At 33.7% G+C, this 15,508-nt stretch carries 17 protein-coding genes; 14 read left to right on the top strand and 3 right to left on the bottom strand.

The window, feature by feature from the left end; all coding sequences use genetic code 11:
* The first annotated feature begins 50 nt into the window (after positions 1 to 50).
* The 9 genes from ACFO3N_RS04625 to ACFO3N_RS04585 all read left to right on the top strand — a co-directional run bounded on the left by ACFO3N_RS04625 (position 51) and on the right by ACFO3N_RS04585 (position 7,375).
* Positions 51 to 950 carry a FecR family protein gene (locus tag ACFO3N_RS04625; RefSeq protein ID WP_379795588.1) on the top strand — a complete coding sequence of 300 codons (900 nt, stop codon included), beginning with the start codon at positions 51 to 53 and terminating at the stop codon, positions 948 to 950.
* A gap of 27 nt (positions 951 to 977) precedes the next feature.
* Positions 978 to 3,485, top strand: a complete 2,508-nt coding sequence (locus tag ACFO3N_RS04620; RefSeq protein ID WP_379795586.1) for a TonB-dependent receptor — start codon at positions 978 to 980, stop codon at positions 3,483 to 3,485.
* A gap of 339 nt (positions 3,486 to 3,824) precedes the next feature.
* Complete coding sequence (locus ACFO3N_RS04615; RefSeq protein WP_379795584.1) at positions 3,825 to 4,229, top strand: winged helix-turn-helix transcriptional regulator; 405 nt, start codon at positions 3,825 to 3,827, stop codon at positions 4,227 to 4,229.
* A gap of 29 nt (positions 4,230 to 4,258) precedes the next feature.
* On the top strand, positions 4,259 to 4,651 hold the full coding sequence (locus ACFO3N_RS04610; RefSeq protein WP_379795582.1) for an OB-fold protein: 393 nt from the start codon (positions 4,259 to 4,261) through the stop codon (positions 4,649 to 4,651).
* A gap of 23 nt (positions 4,652 to 4,674) precedes the next feature.
* Positions 4,675 to 5,517, top strand: coding sequence for a DUF5777 family beta-barrel protein (locus tag ACFO3N_RS04605; RefSeq protein ID WP_379795580.1), 843 nt, complete (start codon positions 4,675 to 4,677; stop codon positions 5,515 to 5,517).
* 19 nt (positions 5,518 to 5,536) lie between these two features.
* On the top strand, positions 5,537 to 5,944 hold the full coding sequence (locus ACFO3N_RS04600) for a cytochrome c (RefSeq protein WP_379795578.1): 408 nt from the start codon (positions 5,537 to 5,539) through the stop codon (positions 5,942 to 5,944).
* Positions 5,945 to 5,949: 5 nt separating this feature from the next.
* Entirely contained in the window at positions 5,950 to 6,504 is a 555-nt protein-coding gene (locus ACFO3N_RS04595; protein WP_379795576.1) for a YceI family protein, read from the top strand.
* A gap of 116 nt (positions 6,505 to 6,620) precedes the next feature.
* On the top strand, positions 6,621 to 7,016 hold the full coding sequence (locus ACFO3N_RS04590; protein WP_379795574.1) for a hypothetical protein: 396 nt from the start codon (positions 6,621 to 6,623) through the stop codon (positions 7,014 to 7,016).
* 74 nt (positions 7,017 to 7,090) lie between these two features.
* Positions 7,091 to 7,375 (top strand): hypothetical protein, encoded by a 285-nt coding sequence (locus tag ACFO3N_RS04585; RefSeq protein WP_379795572.1) that lies wholly within the window; start codon positions 7,091 to 7,093, stop codon positions 7,373 to 7,375.
* Positions 7,376 to 7,477: 102 nt separating this feature from the next.
* On the opposite strand, the gene ACFO3N_RS04580 is transcribed toward ACFO3N_RS04585, so the two are convergent.
* Positions 7,478 to 7,861, bottom strand: a complete 384-nt coding sequence (locus ACFO3N_RS04580; protein ID WP_379795570.1) for a winged helix-turn-helix transcriptional regulator — start codon at positions 7,859 to 7,861, stop codon at positions 7,478 to 7,480.
* A gap of 99 nt (positions 7,862 to 7,960) precedes the next feature.
* Here ACFO3N_RS04580 and ACFO3N_RS04575 point away from each other — a divergent pair, with 99 nt between their 5' ends.
* The 5 genes from ACFO3N_RS04575 to ACFO3N_RS04555 all read left to right on the top strand — a co-directional run bounded on the left by ACFO3N_RS04575 (position 7,961) and on the right by ACFO3N_RS04555 (position 12,195).
* Positions 7,961 to 8,401 (top strand): nuclear transport factor 2 family protein, encoded by a 441-nt coding sequence (locus ACFO3N_RS04575; RefSeq protein ID WP_379795568.1) that lies wholly within the window; start codon positions 7,961 to 7,963, stop codon positions 8,399 to 8,401.
* A gap of 15 nt (positions 8,402 to 8,416) precedes the next feature.
* On the top strand, positions 8,417 to 8,779 hold the full coding sequence (locus ACFO3N_RS04570; RefSeq protein WP_379795566.1) for a DoxX family protein: 363 nt from the start codon (positions 8,417 to 8,419) through the stop codon (positions 8,777 to 8,779).
* A gap of 25 nt (positions 8,780 to 8,804) precedes the next feature.
* A complete protein-coding gene (locus tag ACFO3N_RS04565) occupies positions 8,805 to 9,560 on the top strand; it encodes an SDR family NAD(P)-dependent oxidoreductase (RefSeq protein WP_379795563.1) in 756 nt (251 codons plus the stop codon).
* A gap of 236 nt (positions 9,561 to 9,796) precedes the next feature.
* Positions 9,797 to 10,318 (top strand): hypothetical protein, encoded by a 522-nt coding sequence (locus ACFO3N_RS04560; protein ID WP_379795561.1) that lies wholly within the window; start codon positions 9,797 to 9,799, stop codon positions 10,316 to 10,318.
* A 368-nt stretch (positions 10,319 to 10,686) separates the two neighbouring features.
* Positions 10,687 to 12,195, top strand: coding sequence for an ATP-binding protein (locus ACFO3N_RS04555; RefSeq protein ID WP_379795559.1), 1,509 nt, complete (start codon positions 10,687 to 10,689; stop codon positions 12,193 to 12,195).
* Positions 12,196 to 12,332: 137 nt separating this feature from the next.
* Here the strand turns inward: ACFO3N_RS04555 and ACFO3N_RS04550 are convergent, their stop codons facing one another.
* Together ACFO3N_RS04550 and ACFO3N_RS04545 are read right to left on the bottom strand one after the other, a co-directional pair.
* A complete protein-coding gene (locus ACFO3N_RS04550; RefSeq protein WP_379795557.1) occupies positions 12,333 to 14,453 on the bottom strand; it encodes a cation:proton antiporter in 2,121 nt (706 codons plus the stop codon).
* 3 nt (positions 14,454 to 14,456) lie between these two features.
* Positions 14,457 to 15,032: a hypothetical protein gene (locus tag ACFO3N_RS04545; protein WP_379795556.1), complete on the bottom strand. Its 576-nt coding sequence runs from the start codon at positions 15,030 to 15,032 to the stop codon at positions 14,457 to 14,459.
* Positions 15,033 to 15,508: the final 476 nt, after the last annotated feature.

The raw sequence follows: 15,508 nt of genomic DNA, 5'->3' as shown, positions 1-15,508 counted from the left end.
AAAGTAGGGTAAATTTAGTTCTAATTGTTTTAATTAAATAATACGATACAATGAAAAAAGATCGCTTATTGGCAAAATGGCTCAACGACGAATTATCTCCGGATGAATTGGCCGCATTTGAGGCAAGCCCCGATTTTGAAAAATACCAAAAGATAAAAAACTATACCGCTCATCTAGAAACAGGCGATTTGGATGAAAATGCTATGTTATCTACTATTTTAAGCCAGAAAAAAACAGCGCCAAAAGTAGTGCCACTTTACAAAAAATGGGCATTTAAAGCCGCTGCCATATTTGTTCTCGCCCTTGGAATTACGTTTGCGATGAAAGTTTTTGTGCCTCAAACCGAAACTGCCGATTTTGGAAAAAAGACTACTTTCTCATTACCCGATAATTCTGAAGTGGTTTTAAATTCAGGTTCTGAAATACACTATAAAAAGTGGAATTGGAACAACAACAGACATTTGGAACTTAAAGGAGAAGCTTATTTTAAAGTTGCAAAGGGCAGAAAATTTCAAGTGCAGACCAATCTTGGAAAAGTAACAGTTTTAGGAACTCAGTTTAACGTTAAAGCCAGAAAGAACAGGTTTGATGTTGTGTGTTATGAAGGCCGTGTCAAAGTAAATTATAACAACATTCAAGTTTTATTAACTCACGGACAAAGTGTTCGATTTGAAAATGGAAAACAGGTAAAAAGGACTGTAAATTCGTCACAGCCAGAATGGATGGATAATCAAATCTGTTTCTATAAAGAAAATATACGAACTATTTTAGATGAAGTTGAAAGGCAATACAATATTAAAATCGATTTAAACGCCAAAGATACTATCTCTCTGTTTACAGGAAAACTGCCTGCAAAAGATCTTAATACAGCTTTGCAGATTATTAGTACGACTTATCATTTAGAAGCTAGAAAAGTTTCTAACAACAAAATAATTTTTGACGAAAAATAAATGTTCCGCCCCAAACAATTTCATTTTTTGTTTTTTCTCTTTTTTCTTGTCCTGAATATTTTTGCTCAAGACAAAGGAAAAGTTGTGCCTTTTAAAAAAATAATAATTGATATTGAAGAACAACATGGCGTAAACTTTAATTATACCGAAGATAATATTGAAGGTCTCGTATTAAATCCTCCCAAGAAATCATTTTCATTAGAACAAAAATTGGAATATCTCGAAAAAAGAACCCATTTGTCTTTTGAAAATATAGGCAACAAATTCATCAATATCTATAAAAAGGATACTATTTCTGAAATGATTTGCGGCTATGTTTTATCTTCTATTGATAAAAAGCCTCTCGAAAATGCCAACATCAGTTTAAATAATAAAAGTCACTTTACAACTGATTCAGAAGGTTATTTTGAGTTTAATAAAGAAAACAAAAACACTTTTGTAATTAGTCATGTTGGTTTTGCTTCAAAAAGAATTACGGCAGGAAATACAAAGACTAAAGATTGCATTCAAATCCTATTAGAACCTGAAATTACAGAATTGCACGAAATTAAAACGAATGCCATTTTGGCTTCGGGGATTTCTAAAAACACTGATGGATCTCTTGAAATTAAGCCGAAAAAATTTGGTATACTTCCCGGCCTTATTGAACCCGACGCGTTGCAGACCATGCAGCAGATTCCGGGGGTAAACAGTTTGGACGAAAGTGTATCAAGCATCAACGTTCGCGGTGGCACGCACGATCAGAATTTATTTTTGTGGAATGGAATACGAATGTTTCAAACAGGACATTTTTTTGGTTTGATATCTGTTTTCAATCCAAATCTGGGACATACCATTTCCATCTATAAAAATGGAAGTTCTGCCTTTTATGGAGAAAGCGTTTCAAGTGTAGTCGCGATTTCTTCTACTCCAGAAAAAGCCGAAAAAAACTCTTTCAGCGCGGGAATCAACATGATTAATGCTGATGTTTATGGAAAATATAATCTTTCTAAAAAAAGTTATATCGAAATTTCAGCACGCAAATCGATTACCGATTTTGTAGAAACTCCTACTTATAAAGAATATTTCAATAAAGTATTTCAAAATACTACCATTACCGATTTTTCGCAGAACCAAAATCTTAATTATAAAAGTGATAAAAAATTTGGCTTTTATGACGCTACTGTAAAATTCGCGCAAAAAATAGGGCTCAAAGATCAAATCACACTTGATTTAATAACGATAAAGGATAATCTGGAAGTTACTAAAAGTGCTGCTTCATACAATATAAACAAATCGCAAACCAATGTTTTACGCCAACAGAACTACGGTGCAAATTTGTTATGGAAAAGAAACTGGAATAAATTCAACACGACCAAAATTAATGTTTATAATTCTTCGTACGAACTTCTAGCCGATCAAAAGTCAATTTACGAAAACCAGACTGTTATTCAGGAAAATACCGTAAACAACAATGGCGTTAATTTAGAAAATAATCATATCCTAAACTCTAAATTTAGTTTCAGCGACGGATATCAATTTAATGAAATTGGCATTACTAATTTAGAGCAGGTAACGAATCCTGATTTTTATCGTAAAGTAAAAGACGTACTACGAACTCATGCTTTAATTGTAGAAGGAAAATATAATGATACCATTTCCCGAGTATATTTTAAGGGCGGAATGCGGCTTAATTATATCGAAAAATTCAAAAAATATATTGCAGAGCCTAGAATTCAATTGGGTTACGGACTTAATAAAAGTGTCACTTTAGAACTTCTCGGCGAACTCAAAAGTCAAAACTCCCAGCAGATTATTGATCTACAGAAAGATTATTTTGGCATAGAAAAAAGACGCTGGATTGTCTCGAATAACGGCACAATTCCTATTCAAAGAAGCAGACAGCTATCTTTAAATTTGTTCTATCAAAAGAACAACTGGCTTTTGGACATCGAAAACTTTTATAAAAAAGTAACCGGAATAACAACCTCTAGCCAAGGTTTTCAGAATCAGTTGGAATTTGTCAGAACTACAGGAGATTATGAAATCTGGGGAACAGAAATGCTAATTCAGAAAAAAATAAACCACTTTCTTACGTGGTTAAGTTATACTTACAATGAAAACAATTATCATTTTACTAATTATGAATATCCTCGTTTTCCCAACAACTTTGAGCTGACACACACTTTATCGTGGGCGGCAATTTATGAGAAAAACAATTTCAAGATTGCTTTAGGAACAAAATGGACTTCAGGAAGACCAAAAACATCTCCAGATTTATCTCAAATTGATCTTTCTGATCCTGTACTGGTTTACAACAAACCAAACAACAGTAATCTGAATATGTTTTCGCAGGTTAATCTTTCTTCAACTTACAAGTGGGAAACCGAAAGCGGAATTCAATACAAAATAGGAATCTCAATCTTAAATATCCTAAACAGAAGAAATGAAATCAGTGAATATTACAGAATTAATTCTTTAACCAATTCTATCGAAGAAGTGGACACTTTTTCACTGCAAAGAACTCCAAATCTGAGTTTTAGAATTTCATTTTAACTCGTTGGATCCAATTTAATTCAAACACATAGAAACATAGATTTAGGAAACCGACAAAGGCGTTTCACTTTATTAAAACAAACATAGTTGGCTATGTGTTAGAAACTGGTTTCTTTTTAATTCCTTTTTTTAAATAAAATCTATGTTTCTATGTGTTGAATAAAAAAACATGAATTACACCCAATGGGTTCATTTTAATATCCTTTCTCCAAGAGTTTTATTAAACTCTTATTCTACATTTTATTTTTTTTTTCAAAAAATCGCAATTCTTTGGTAGGGTAATCTTTACTAAGGCTGTTTCACTATAGAATCATCATTTGATTTCAGACAGTTTTAAGTATGAATACAAAAGAAAATGCAACATCTAATAAACGGCAGATCAAATTTGCATCAAAATGCAAATCTGAAATAGTGCCCATCATGGATGCTCTTTACATCATTAACGGAAAATGGAGAATTCCAATAATCCTGACGCTTATGGAAGACAACAAACGGTTTTCTGAAATTAAAAAAGAAGTGCAGAAAATCACATCCAAAGTTTTAGCCGAAGAGTTGAAAGAACTGGAACTAAACGGATTTGTCGAAAAGAAAACGGATGATCAAAGCCGCGCTAAAACCGAATACCAATTAACCGATTACAGTTCATCACTTGAGCCTATTATCAAATCATTACGGGATTTTGGCATTCAGCATCGAAAAAAAATACGGGATGAAGGCCATCAGGCAAAAAAAAACGCTGACTGATTATTATTTATCACCAATACAAACCAAATATGAAAAGAAAAAAAATAGCAATTGTAACCGCGGTATTACTACTAATTGTTTCTGCTGGCATCTACTTTTATTATGGAGTTGTCTTTAAAGAAGCCCGTAATATAGCATCTGAAGCGCCAGATTTTAGCGTAACGGCCAAAAAACTTCTTGAAGATTATAACGCAGATCCTAAAAAAGCAGATTCACTATACCTCAACAAAACTATTGAAATAACAGGTAAGGCAACCAAAGAAACCGACTCTGTAATTATACTTGAAAATACTGTCTTCTGCCTTTTTAAAGAAAAATTGAAAGACAAAATGACCAACAGCAAAATGACGATTAAAGGCAAATGCATTGGATATGACGAACTGTTTATGGAAGTCAAAATAGACCAATGCACTGTTAAATAAACCAAACAAATAACAATTAATTTATGAAGAAAATTCTAGTTCCGTTCTGCCTGTTTTTAGTTACAATGGCTTATTCTCAGGATGATTTATTGAAGAGTCTTGATTCTACACAAACAGAAGAAAGCTATTCTACAGCTACTTTTAAAGCTTTACAGCTGGTAACCTTACAGACCACAAAAATGCCTGCTAAAAAAGAATTTTATTTTGTGGTTTCGCATCGTTTTGGGACTGTAAAAGATGGCTTTGACAGTTTTTTTGGACTTGACAATGCAACCACAAAACTTGGAGGAATCTATGGTGTTACAGATTGGTTATCTGTCAGCCTTTCGAGACATACTTTAAACAAAATGTATGAAACCGGATTGAAGTATCGAGTAGCACGACAAAACGATAATTTTCCGCTGGACATTGTAGGTTATAGCGTTGCAGATATTAATACTTTTTTAGAAAAAGACCAATATCCAGGTTTAGAATTTAAACATCGTCTGACGTATGTGCAACAGGTTTTAATATCTAGAAAAATCAGTGAAAAATTCTCATTAGAATTAGTACCGTCTTTTATACACAAAAACCTTTACACTCCTGATATCGAAAGGGACAATCAGTTTTCTTTTGGAGGTGGCGGCCGCTATAAAATCACGAAAAGATTATCTGTCAATTTAGAATACATGCACAATTTTGACAAACCTGACTTTTATAAAAATCCGTTGTCTGTAGGTCTTGATGTGGAAACAGGCGGACACGTTTTTCAATTAATCTTTACCAATTCACAATCTATGAGTGAGAGCGGATACCTTACCAATGCTTCTGGCGACTGGGGTAAAGGAGATTTCTTCTTTGGCTTTAATCTATACAGAGTTTTCTAACAATTAAAAACAATAAATCATGAAAAAAACAATCGTACTTACAATTTTACTGGCTGTACTGGCAAGCTGCAGCGATTCTGATACAATGCAGGATATCGAACCACAACCTACTACTCCAACAAATCCAACAAACCCGACGAATCCAACGAATCCGACAAACCCAACAACTGCAGTTACCTACAGTAAAGATGTGAAATCTATTATTGACGCCAACTGTATAAGCTGCCATTCGAGCGGAAGGTCTGCAGCTTTTAGACCACTTACTACTTTTGCTCAGGTAAAGGCTGCTGTAGAAAGTGCTGGTTTATTAGGGAGAATCCAACTTCAAAGCGGTCAGCAGGGACTTATGCCTCAAGGCGGAAGAATGGCTCAGGCTAATATTGATCTAATAGTAAAATGGAACACCGATGGTCTAAAAGAAAATTAATTATTATGAAAAAATCATTTATTAATTTCTTTGCGCTACTGCTTATTATAATTGCGAATAACGAAGGAACCGCACAAAAACTGATTACAAAAACAGGAAATATAAAGTTTCAGGCATCAATGCCTTCTTACGAAGAAGTTGCTGCCGAAAGCAAATCAGTCTCAGCAGTTCTAGATCAAACAACAGGAGATTTTGCCAGTTTGGTGCTTATAAAAGGTTTTCGGTTTAAAGTAGCGCTGATGGAAGAGCACTTTAATGAAAATTATATGGAATCTGAAAAATTTCCAAAAGCGACTTTCAAAGGTAAAATTGAAGATTTTGATAGTTCAAAAATTACAAGTTCTCCTAAAAATTTCACCTTAAAAGGAGATCTTACTATTCACGGAAAAACAAAACCAGTCTCTGTAATTGTAAAAATTTCCAAAGCTCCAAATGGTGTTAATGCTATTGGCACATTTGAAGCAAAACCTGAAGATTTTGATATTGAAATAACAAGTCTTGTCAGAAAGAAAATTGCTGACAAAATAAAGATTAATTACAATTTCTTATTGGTTAAATAATTCTTTTAAGAATCGAATCTATTCAGATTTGCAAGCGTACTAAACATGACTAACATTCTGGAGACCGGTAAACTTATTACGCCGGTCTCTTTTTTTAACCTTAAATCACATTAAAAATGATCTGTAAAAATTATGTTGTTACCGGAGAAGATGTAAATGATTATATGGTTATGGAAGATACCGCATATATCTCTTATACGGTCCGATTGTTATACCATTTTTTGTTTCACAATGGGTTTTCCAAAGAAAAGCTTAATTATATGCATTTAGGTCTACAGGAAGGAAATCATGAATTAATCATCCATAAAAACCTGATGTTTACAGAACATTTTTTAGTTGAAATGAAGCATTGTTATATAGAAGATAAAATCAATATTAAAAGTTGCTTTTTTAACTCCAAAAACGAATGCTGTGCAGAAGTAGTAAAAGAAGTAAAATGGTTTGACGCAATCGGTAAAGAAGTTATTAAAACGCCAAATCAAATTCTTAGGCATTTTTATCCGAAAGTATAAATTCAATTTAACTGGAGTAATAAGAATAATCTAAAAAGAATCAATTTTCGTATATAACATTAAAGCGATTATATATGGAACCATCTTCTGTTTTTTTTGTAAAAATCCTTAGGATACTAGCTGAAAAATATAGCATGGGCTGCACTTTTGAAGAGTTAACAAAGCTTGTGACAGCAGTGCCTAATATTTCGAAATTTACTAATAATAGCGCTGCTGAAAGGGAAAATCAGGCAAAACTGCTGGATGCCTTAGTCTTGATGAACTCTCAAGGTTACATTTTTCTTAATTCAGATACTGATCAAAGTTTAATTACCATAAAAGGTCTTATTGCGATAAACAGTAAGATTCTATGGAATTAGCTTTTCGAGAAAAACTCATTAAAAATTGAACTGATTATATTGATTAAAAGCTTAAAAAAAGAAAGAGAATTCAATTGAATTCTCTTTCTTTTTTAATTGCGCTTATTGTTTTTTACTTTCATTTCGTATTTTTTCCCTATGCTGTATCCCCCATTTAGTCATAGCTCCCACAACTTCTTCCAAAGTTTGGCTGTAAGGAAGCAGTTCATATTCGATACTTACAGGATATCCCACAGCCACTTTTTTAAGTATAAAACCGTTTTGCTCTAATTCTTTAAGCTCACTCGAAAGAACCCTTGCAGAAATCCCAGTAACCTGTCTTTGAATTTCTGTAAATCTTTTATTTCCTCTCGCCATTGCAATGATAATCATCAATTTCCATTTCCCTCCAATGGCATATAATGCATCAGAAACCGCCATAAGTACAGTATTGCATTCTTCCGTAAATTCCTTGTTTTCGATCTTTTTTTCTTTTGATTCTGACATAACTATCATTTTAGAAGTCACTAACCTTTTGGTAACGACTAACAAATTGTAAGCAAATGTACTCTAATTTTGCTAAATAATTTTAAAAATAATAAAATCATGACACTAGAAAATCTAAAAGCAAAAGAAGAATTAAGAAACCTAATCGATGATTACGCTACTCTAGGTGACGAAAAAAAAATCTCAGAGGTAATGGATTTATTTACTCCAGATGTTACTTATAAAGTTTATATGAATGGAGCTTTAGTTTCTTCGGTTTCGCAAAGAGAAAACATGGAAAAAGAATTCAATCAGCATGCTGGACATGTAAAAACTTACTTTACATTGAATGGACAGCATAAAGTAAAAATCGATGGAGATACTGCTTCGGGCATTTCTTTCTCTCAATTAAAAATGATTAGAGAAGTGGAAGGAAAAGATATTCTTTCAGAATACAGCGTTAAATATGAGGACGAATATGTAAACCATAATGAAAAATGGCTGATAAAGAATCGTATCGGGCATTTTATCATGATAGAAGTTAGAGAACTTGCTAATTAATTTCATTAAAAACCGATGAAAACTAAAAAATATCTGGCAACCACGCTTCTCGTGTTAACTACTGTGATGGTAATTTTAAGCGGTCTTATGAAAGCCATCCAGCTTCCGTGGTCCGTTAATGGACTCGTAAAATTCAATCTGCCTCATGCAGCGACGGCTCTCGGTTTATTGGAAATGACTTTTGCGGTCTTGTTTATCTTTCCCAAAACCATGCGCATTGGTTTTATCCTGCTTTCCTGCTATTTTGCTGGAGCAATGGCAACAGAATTATCACATGATGGTTCAATGCTTAATCCGGCGGTACCGTTGTCCCTAATATGGATCACAGCATTTCTTCGTGACAAATATATGTTTATAGGAGCTCCGAAATCAGTATAAAAATCAAAAAATAAATAAACAAAAAATGAAAAGAATATTAGAAAACAAAGTGGTCGTAATAACGGGTGCATCTAAAGGAATTGGTGCTGGTGTTGCAAAACAAATGGCTGCGTCTGGAGCCAAAGTGGTAGTAAATTATAGTTCAAGCAGACAAGGCGCAGAAGAAGTTGTTGCTGAAATAACCAAATCTGGTGGTAGCGCTGTTGCAGTGCAAGGAGACATATCTATACTGGCAGATGTAAAACAACTTTTTCAGGAAACAATAAAAGTGTATGGCCGTTTGGATGCATTGGTAAATAATGCTGGTATTTATGAATTTGAATTGCTAGAATCATTTACAGAAGAATCATATCGAAAAACATTTGACATAAATGTGCTTGGTGTTCTTTTAGCATCAAAAGAAGCCGCACCTTTGTTTGATGAAAATGGAGGAAGCATTATCAACATCAGTTCGTTTGCCGGCACTAGACCAGAACCTTACTCTGTGGTATATGCTGCTTCAAAAGGCGCTGTTGATTCTATAACCTATGCGCTGTCACAAGAACTAGGGCCGAAGAACATCAGAGTCAATTCTATTAGACCGGGTGGAGTTTTTACAGAGGGTATTGCAAAATTAGGAGCCAGTTTAGATTCAGATGTCATTCTGGGAACTGTAAAACGGAGCGCTTTAGGCCAAATGGCTACGCCTGATGATATCGGAAATATGGCCGTATTTTTTGCTTCAGACGAATCAAAAATAATTACAGGACAAACTGTAGAAGTATCAGGCGGGTTCAAGTAAAACAAATAGTATAAGTGAAAATTTTAAAAAGAGAGAACTTTTCGGGGTTCTCTCTTTTTATTTGAATGAGATTTTACAAAATGATGTTCAATTTAGATTATTTTATTTCATACGATTTTAATAATATGTAAATTAGTATCAGAAGATCGTAAAGTTTAGATTTCTGCTTCAGTCATTTTGAAGTTTTTTAAAGAAATAATTTTCAGAATTAAAAGTAACATCAATTAACTATCATTATGATGAGATTTGGCATTTATATAACAGCATTTTTATTTATAATAACAAGTTCCTGTGGATCCTCAAATGCAGCCGATTTTAAGGAGTTGACTAATCAATGGGAACGTAGGGCTTTTGAAATTACTATTGGAAAAGAAGGTCCAGGAGAAAAAAAGCTTAATTGTCTAGTAAAAGAGGATTACAAAGGAGCTTTAGTAGCTGTTGATCAGCAGCGTAAAGAGTTTGACTTACTTATTGATGATATAAAAAAGCTTTCTACTGAAGGCATTCCAAAAGGTGAATCTCTTAAAAATGCCTCACTTGAATACTATAAGTCGCTTAAAGAACTTCATCTATTTGATCAAAAAGAAATAGAGCAGCAAGAAATCCTTCGAACATTAAAGAACAATAAATTGAACGCTGGCCTGAATAACCTTATGACACTGGCACGACAGAAAAAGATGCTCTATACCGCAGTATATGAGAAGGAAGCTCTCCTTCATACTGCGACTGAAAATTTTAATGCTGTTAATGGCTTTTAACAAAGAGTTTTCTTTGAATTTTACCCTATTTGTTATTCTCATTTTTAGATGAAATTGATATGCTTTCCGCAAAAAAAGTTTCAGTTGAAGCTGTCTATAATATTTCGAATGAGATATTTGAAATTAAAGATTCAGCCGTAAAAGTATATTTGTGTTTAGGTTTAAATATTAATGGGTATTCCAATACTCTAACAGAACAAAATTTCTCTTTAAAAACTAATCATCATTATATCAAATATAAAAATCTGCTAAATGTATAAATTAGCAGTTTTTCTTCTTAATTGAAATTATGAAATATTAACTGGCGTAGATGTAACTTCTCCACTTTGTTTGATTCTAAATTTGTAAACACCAAAAAAATATCCGCCATGTATGATTATGTATCGCTGTTAAAAAACATTGTGGACAACACACCTCTTCCTATAGCTGTTTTAATTGGAACTGATCTAAAAATAGAGCTCGCTAATCCTGCGATGATCTCTATTTGGGGAAAAGGAAATGAGGTTATTGGACACAAGTATTTTGACGTACTTCCTGAAACACCTAGACACGAGATAATGACCCAAGCTCTTGAAGTATTAAACACAGGGATACCATTTTATGCAAAGGATAAGCTGATCGATTTAATCATTGATGGAAAAGTAATGCAGCATTACTTCAATTACAGTTTTACACCTCTTTATGGTAAAGATGGAAATATTTACGGTCTGTTGAAAAATGGAACCGATATAACAGATTTACATAACATCAAACAGAAGATACAGAGCTCAGATGAAAGACTCCGCATAGCGGTTGAATCTTCTGGAATGGGAACTTACGAAATAAATCTAATTACTAAAGAAACTGTTACTTCTGGAAATTTTAATGAATTATGGTCTGTAGATGAAGCATCAGACACTGAAATGCTTCTCAAAAGAATGCACCCAGAGGATTTACCAATAAGGGAAAAAGCACATCAGGACGCATTAACTACAGGAAAAATAGTTTATGAGGCAAGGATCATAAATGATGATAAATCGGAAAGATGGGTAAAAGTCAACGGAAAAATCATAAAAGATCAAAATGGAAATGCTTCTAGCATCATCGGAATTATACAGGACATTAGCGATCAGAGAAAGTTTGAAAAAGATCTTCAGCAAAAAATCAAAGAAAGCACTAAAGAGATTAGAGAATCAAACGAGAATCTAATTCATTTCGCCAATATGGTTACTCATGACTTAAAAGAACCTGTACGAAAAATCAAAATTTTTAACGGTTTATTAAAAAAAGAAATTGAAGCTGAAAAAATTGAAAATATAAAAAAATATAGTGATAAAGTGGATCAGTCTGCCGAGAGAATGCAGACCTTAATAGAAGGTACATTAGCTTATTCGACTCTCAACAAATCAATTCAGCAGATTCAGAAAATAAATCTTAATGAAATAATCGAAAACATAAAAATCGATCTTGAACTTATCATACAAGAAAAAGATGCTATCCTTTTTACAAGTGAACTACCTGAAATAGAAGGAGCTCCTATTTTAATACACCAGTTATTTTACAATCTAATACACAACGCTTTAAAATTTTCTAAAGCAGATGAACCTCCAAGAGTTATAATAACATCTAAAATTGTAGAGTATGAGGGTAAAAAGCATGTCCAGATAGTAATTAAAGATAATGGTATCGGGCTGGATAGTGCATATGCGGAACGAATATTCAATGCCTTTGAAAGACTGCATTCCAAAGACGATTACGAAGGAACCGGACTGGGACTTGCCTTGTGCAGAAAAATAACCGAAAGACATAACGGAACTATCACTGCTGCAGGACAGGAGAATGATGGAGCCGAATTTACTGTAACTCTGCCACTAAGCCAGGAAAAAAAGACTATTTAAAATATACTTGATAATCCAGACTTTGGGTTTAAAGTTAAATTACATCTTGCCTCCTATTTATTCTTACAAGACACAAAGTAGAGAGATAACCATTTTGTGGTTATCTCTAAATTCCTTCAATATAAGCGAAACTAATTTTACTTAAAAATTCGGCCAATAATTTTCCCGATATCAGCAAAATCATCAAGGTTGCTTACAGCTCTTTTTTCTGTAACGGTATTGTCAATTTTTGAGAAAGGATAAATTAATATATAGTTGTTATTGCTGAGTTTTTTATTTAAAATTTCAGGCACTTCTTTCATCTGAGGAAAATAAGAATACATACCTCTGTCGGCCATTAAAATAATAAGTGCTTCGTCTTCTTCCAGACTTCCTGCAGTCTGTTCGGCTTCCTGCCATGAAGCTACAGGATTAAAAACAGCTTCTATATTAGATTTTTTAATGATACTTTTTAATACAATAATAGTTTTTTCGTTTCCGTAAAAACTCATTTTTGCTCCCGAATTTTTTCCGATATTCCAAATTCTTAATAAAGAATGGAAAAATCCCGGTTCTTTTTCTGCATTAGCAGGAATCAGCACAGCATATTTTTTAATAGTTGACACGGGCTGGACTGCATGATAGATAATCAAATTTATATGCTTGTTCTGCAGATAACCGTTGTAAAGATTATATATAAAAGAAGATGAAAATCCTTTTTCTTCTTCAAGACCGATAATCAGGTCCGTAATATTTTGTTCTTTCACCACATTGTTAATCCCTGCAATTACGTCATTGTCATGCCTAGTTATCGGATTTAGTTTTACGTCAGCCGCCGCTGCCATATTTACGGCCGCACCCAGTAGTTTTTCTGCATTTTTTTGAGATGATTCACTTTTATCTTCGTTAATCACATTGAGTGCAAAAAGGTTGTCTATATTACTTCTGCTTTTTATAAGAAGTCCCAGATTAACCATTTTCTCAACCGTATGCTCATGATTTACAGCCAGCAGAATTTTCTCTTCTTCATCACCCTCACCTGCCGCGGTTTCTTCTCTATCTGCATCGGCAATCCTCTGGGCACTTGCCATTGACACAAATGATGAAACCGTACACGAAACTAGTATAAGCAGAATGCTGCCATTAAGCACATGTTCGTTTAAAAGTCTGACAGGCTCTCCCGCTTCATTTACAGATAAGATAATATTATATCCTACCATTACAGAAGCAAGTGTTGCCGCTGCTGAAGCTGCGCTCATTCCAAAAATAAGCTTGCCTTCATCATCTGTAAAATTAAATGTCTTTTTAGTTAAAAAAGCAGCCACATATTTCCCTCCTATTGAAGCTATAAGCATAATTACAGCTACTCCTAGCGTTTCCCAGCTCTGGATAAAAGCATTAAAATCAATCAGCATACCAACGCTGATCAGGAAAAATGGAATGAAAATAGCATTTCCTACAAATTCTACCCTGTTCATAAGTGATGAAGTGTGCGGTATCAGCCTGTTTAGGGCAAGACCAGCAAAAAATGCTCCGATAATAGCTTCTATTCCTGCTAATTCTGCCAATAAAGCAGCAAGATAAATCATTACAATAACAAAAATGTACTGAGAAATCTTGTCTTCGACATTCTTAAAAAACCACCGAGCTACTATGGGGAAAAGAAGCAAAACTACTAAAGCAAATACCAGCATCGAAACAGACAGTGTGACCCAGAACGAAGTTCCGACTTCTCCCTGTGACATACCCACTACAACAGCCAACACTAGGAGCGAAAGCACATCTGTAATCATAGTTCCGCCAACAGTAACATTTACAGCCAGCTTCTTAGCGATTCCTAGTTTGCTTACCATCGGATATACAATAAGGGTGTGTGATGAAAAAAGACTGGCAAATAATACTGAGCTTAAAAGCGAAAAGCGGAGTATATAATAACCACCTATAAGCCCGAGAGCAAATGGCACAATAAAGGTATAGAGTGAAAAAGTAATACTCTTCCATTTATTTTTTTTAAAGTCCCCCATATCGATCTCCAGACCAGCAAGAAACATTATATAAAGCAGACCTGTGGTACCTGTTACCACTACACTGCTATCTCTGGCAAGAACGTTAAATCCATTTGGACCAATAACTGCACCAGCTATAATAAGCCCCAATAGGTGTGGCACTTTTATTTTATTCAATAAAAGAGGAATACATAAAATTATGATGAGTTCGATAAGGAATTTTAGTACCGGATCTTCAATAGGAAGGCTGACGTGCTGTATACTTAATAACATAAATTATTTTTTTTGAGGAGTTGTAAGTTCCACCGAGAATCTGGCAGAACAGTTATCCTGTCCGGTAATAGTCTGTGTGCCTTTAACGATATTTTCTTTTACATCATCAAGTACAACAGTCATTTTTACTCTGTTTTTAGAAACACTGTCACTGCTGAATTCAAGCATTATTTTATCTTTCAGGTATTTTGCCTTAAATACCCGAACAAGTTTTTTATTATTTATGACATTTGTATATATTCCAGTGGAATCAGATACAAATTCCCACGTTTCATTACGCTGGTCCCCTATAACATACTGGCTGCAGTCTGATTCTCTACAAAGCATCTTACTATTTTTTAAACCTTTAAGTGATTCGGGCCATTCTGTAATTAATAGATTATCATTACTGACCGTATCTTTTAATGCAAAGATGCTGTCACGCATAGACAGTAGTGCTTTATAATCAGCTTCTTTTTTTTCAAATTCTTCTTCCCTTAAAATTAAAGCCTTTTCTCTCTTGAGCAGTTCCTGCTCTTTTTTGTTTTCGCACGAGATAAAAATACAGCCGAGAATTAATAATAGAGGTAACTGTTTCATAAATTTTTTTTTGGATATACAATTTAACCAAAATAAACCGCTATACAAAATAAAAGAACGGTAAAAAGAATAAACCAGCTTTAGAGTTGACAAGAAATTACAATAAATACATACATAAAATGTAAGTAAGACGCATCGCTAAAAAAGGTTAAAATAAAATAACTAACTGATTTTCAATAAAAAAAATGATTATAATTTACCGCTAAAAAAATAAGGCAGCTTAAATAAGGCACCGTTAAAAATCAATTATTAGGAGTAAAGATGAAAAGGAAAAGAATGGACAGGAAGACCAATACTTTCAAAATGACAGAAGACAATATGAAGATCTAGATATTGATTTACCTCCAGCGGATCATTCCCTAATAGAAATGCCAAACCAGGCTACAGCATTAATCTGGTTTTGAATGAAGAAAATAATAGATCTGATGAGGATGAAAGTAAAGAGAAAGATGGAAGAGCAAAGAAACACTTATGAT

This window comes from Flavobacterium chungangensis, assembly GCF_042654045.1.
Lineage (GTDB): Bacteria > Bacteroidota > Bacteroidia > Flavobacteriales > Flavobacteriaceae > Flavobacterium > Flavobacterium chungangensis.
This window is presented reverse-complemented; position numbering and strand designations above follow the sequence as displayed.

Bases quoted from the DNA above. Each gene is read 5' to 3' on its own strand.
- ACFO3N_RS04580 (WP_379795570.1), bottom strand. From the start codon at position 7,861: ATGTCAGAATCAAAAGAAAAAAAGATCGAAAACAAGGAATTTACGGAA.
- ACFO3N_RS04600 (WP_379795578.1), top strand. From the start codon at position 5,537: ATGAAAAAAACAATCGTACTTACAATTTTACTGGCTGTACTGGCAAGC.
- ACFO3N_RS04560 (WP_379795561.1), top strand. From the start codon at position 9,797: ATGATGAGATTTGGCATTTATATAACAGCATTTTTATTTATAATAACA.
- ACFO3N_RS04570 (WP_379795566.1), top strand. From the start codon at position 8,417: ATGAAAACTAAAAAATATCTGGCAACCACGCTTCTCGTGTTAACTACT.
- ACFO3N_RS04590 (WP_379795574.1), top strand. From the start codon at position 6,621: ATGATCTGTAAAAATTATGTTGTTACCGGAGAAGATGTAAATGATTAT.
- ACFO3N_RS04565 (WP_379795563.1), top strand. From the start codon at position 8,805: ATGAAAAGAATATTAGAAAACAAAGTGGTCGTAATAACGGGTGCATCT.
- ACFO3N_RS04610 (WP_379795582.1), top strand. From the start codon at position 4,259: ATGAAAAGAAAAAAAATAGCAATTGTAACCGCGGTATTACTACTAATT.
- ACFO3N_RS04615 (WP_379795584.1), top strand. From the start codon at position 3,825: ATGAATACAAAAGAAAATGCAACATCTAATAAACGGCAGATCAAATTT.
- ACFO3N_RS04545 (WP_379795556.1), bottom strand. From the start codon at position 15,032: ATGAAACAGTTACCTCTATTATTAATTCTCGGCTGTATTTTTATCTCG.
- ACFO3N_RS04625 (WP_379795588.1), top strand. From the start codon at position 51: ATGAAAAAAGATCGCTTATTGGCAAAATGGCTCAACGACGAATTATCT.
- ACFO3N_RS04555 (WP_379795559.1), top strand. From the start codon at position 10,687: ATGTATGATTATGTATCGCTGTTAAAAAACATTGTGGACAACACACCT.
- ACFO3N_RS04575 (WP_379795568.1), top strand. From the start codon at position 7,961: ATGACACTAGAAAATCTAAAAGCAAAAGAAGAATTAAGAAACCTAATC.
- ACFO3N_RS04595 (WP_379795576.1), top strand. From the start codon at position 5,950: ATGAAAAAATCATTTATTAATTTCTTTGCGCTACTGCTTATTATAATT.
- ACFO3N_RS04605 (WP_379795580.1), top strand. From the start codon at position 4,675: ATGAAGAAAATTCTAGTTCCGTTCTGCCTGTTTTTAGTTACAATGGCT.
- ACFO3N_RS04585 (WP_379795572.1), top strand. From the start codon at position 7,091: ATGGAACCATCTTCTGTTTTTTTTGTAAAAATCCTTAGGATACTAGCT.
- ACFO3N_RS04550 (WP_379795557.1), bottom strand. From the start codon at position 14,453: ATGTTATTAAGTATACAGCACGTCAGCCTTCCTATTGAAGATCCGGTA.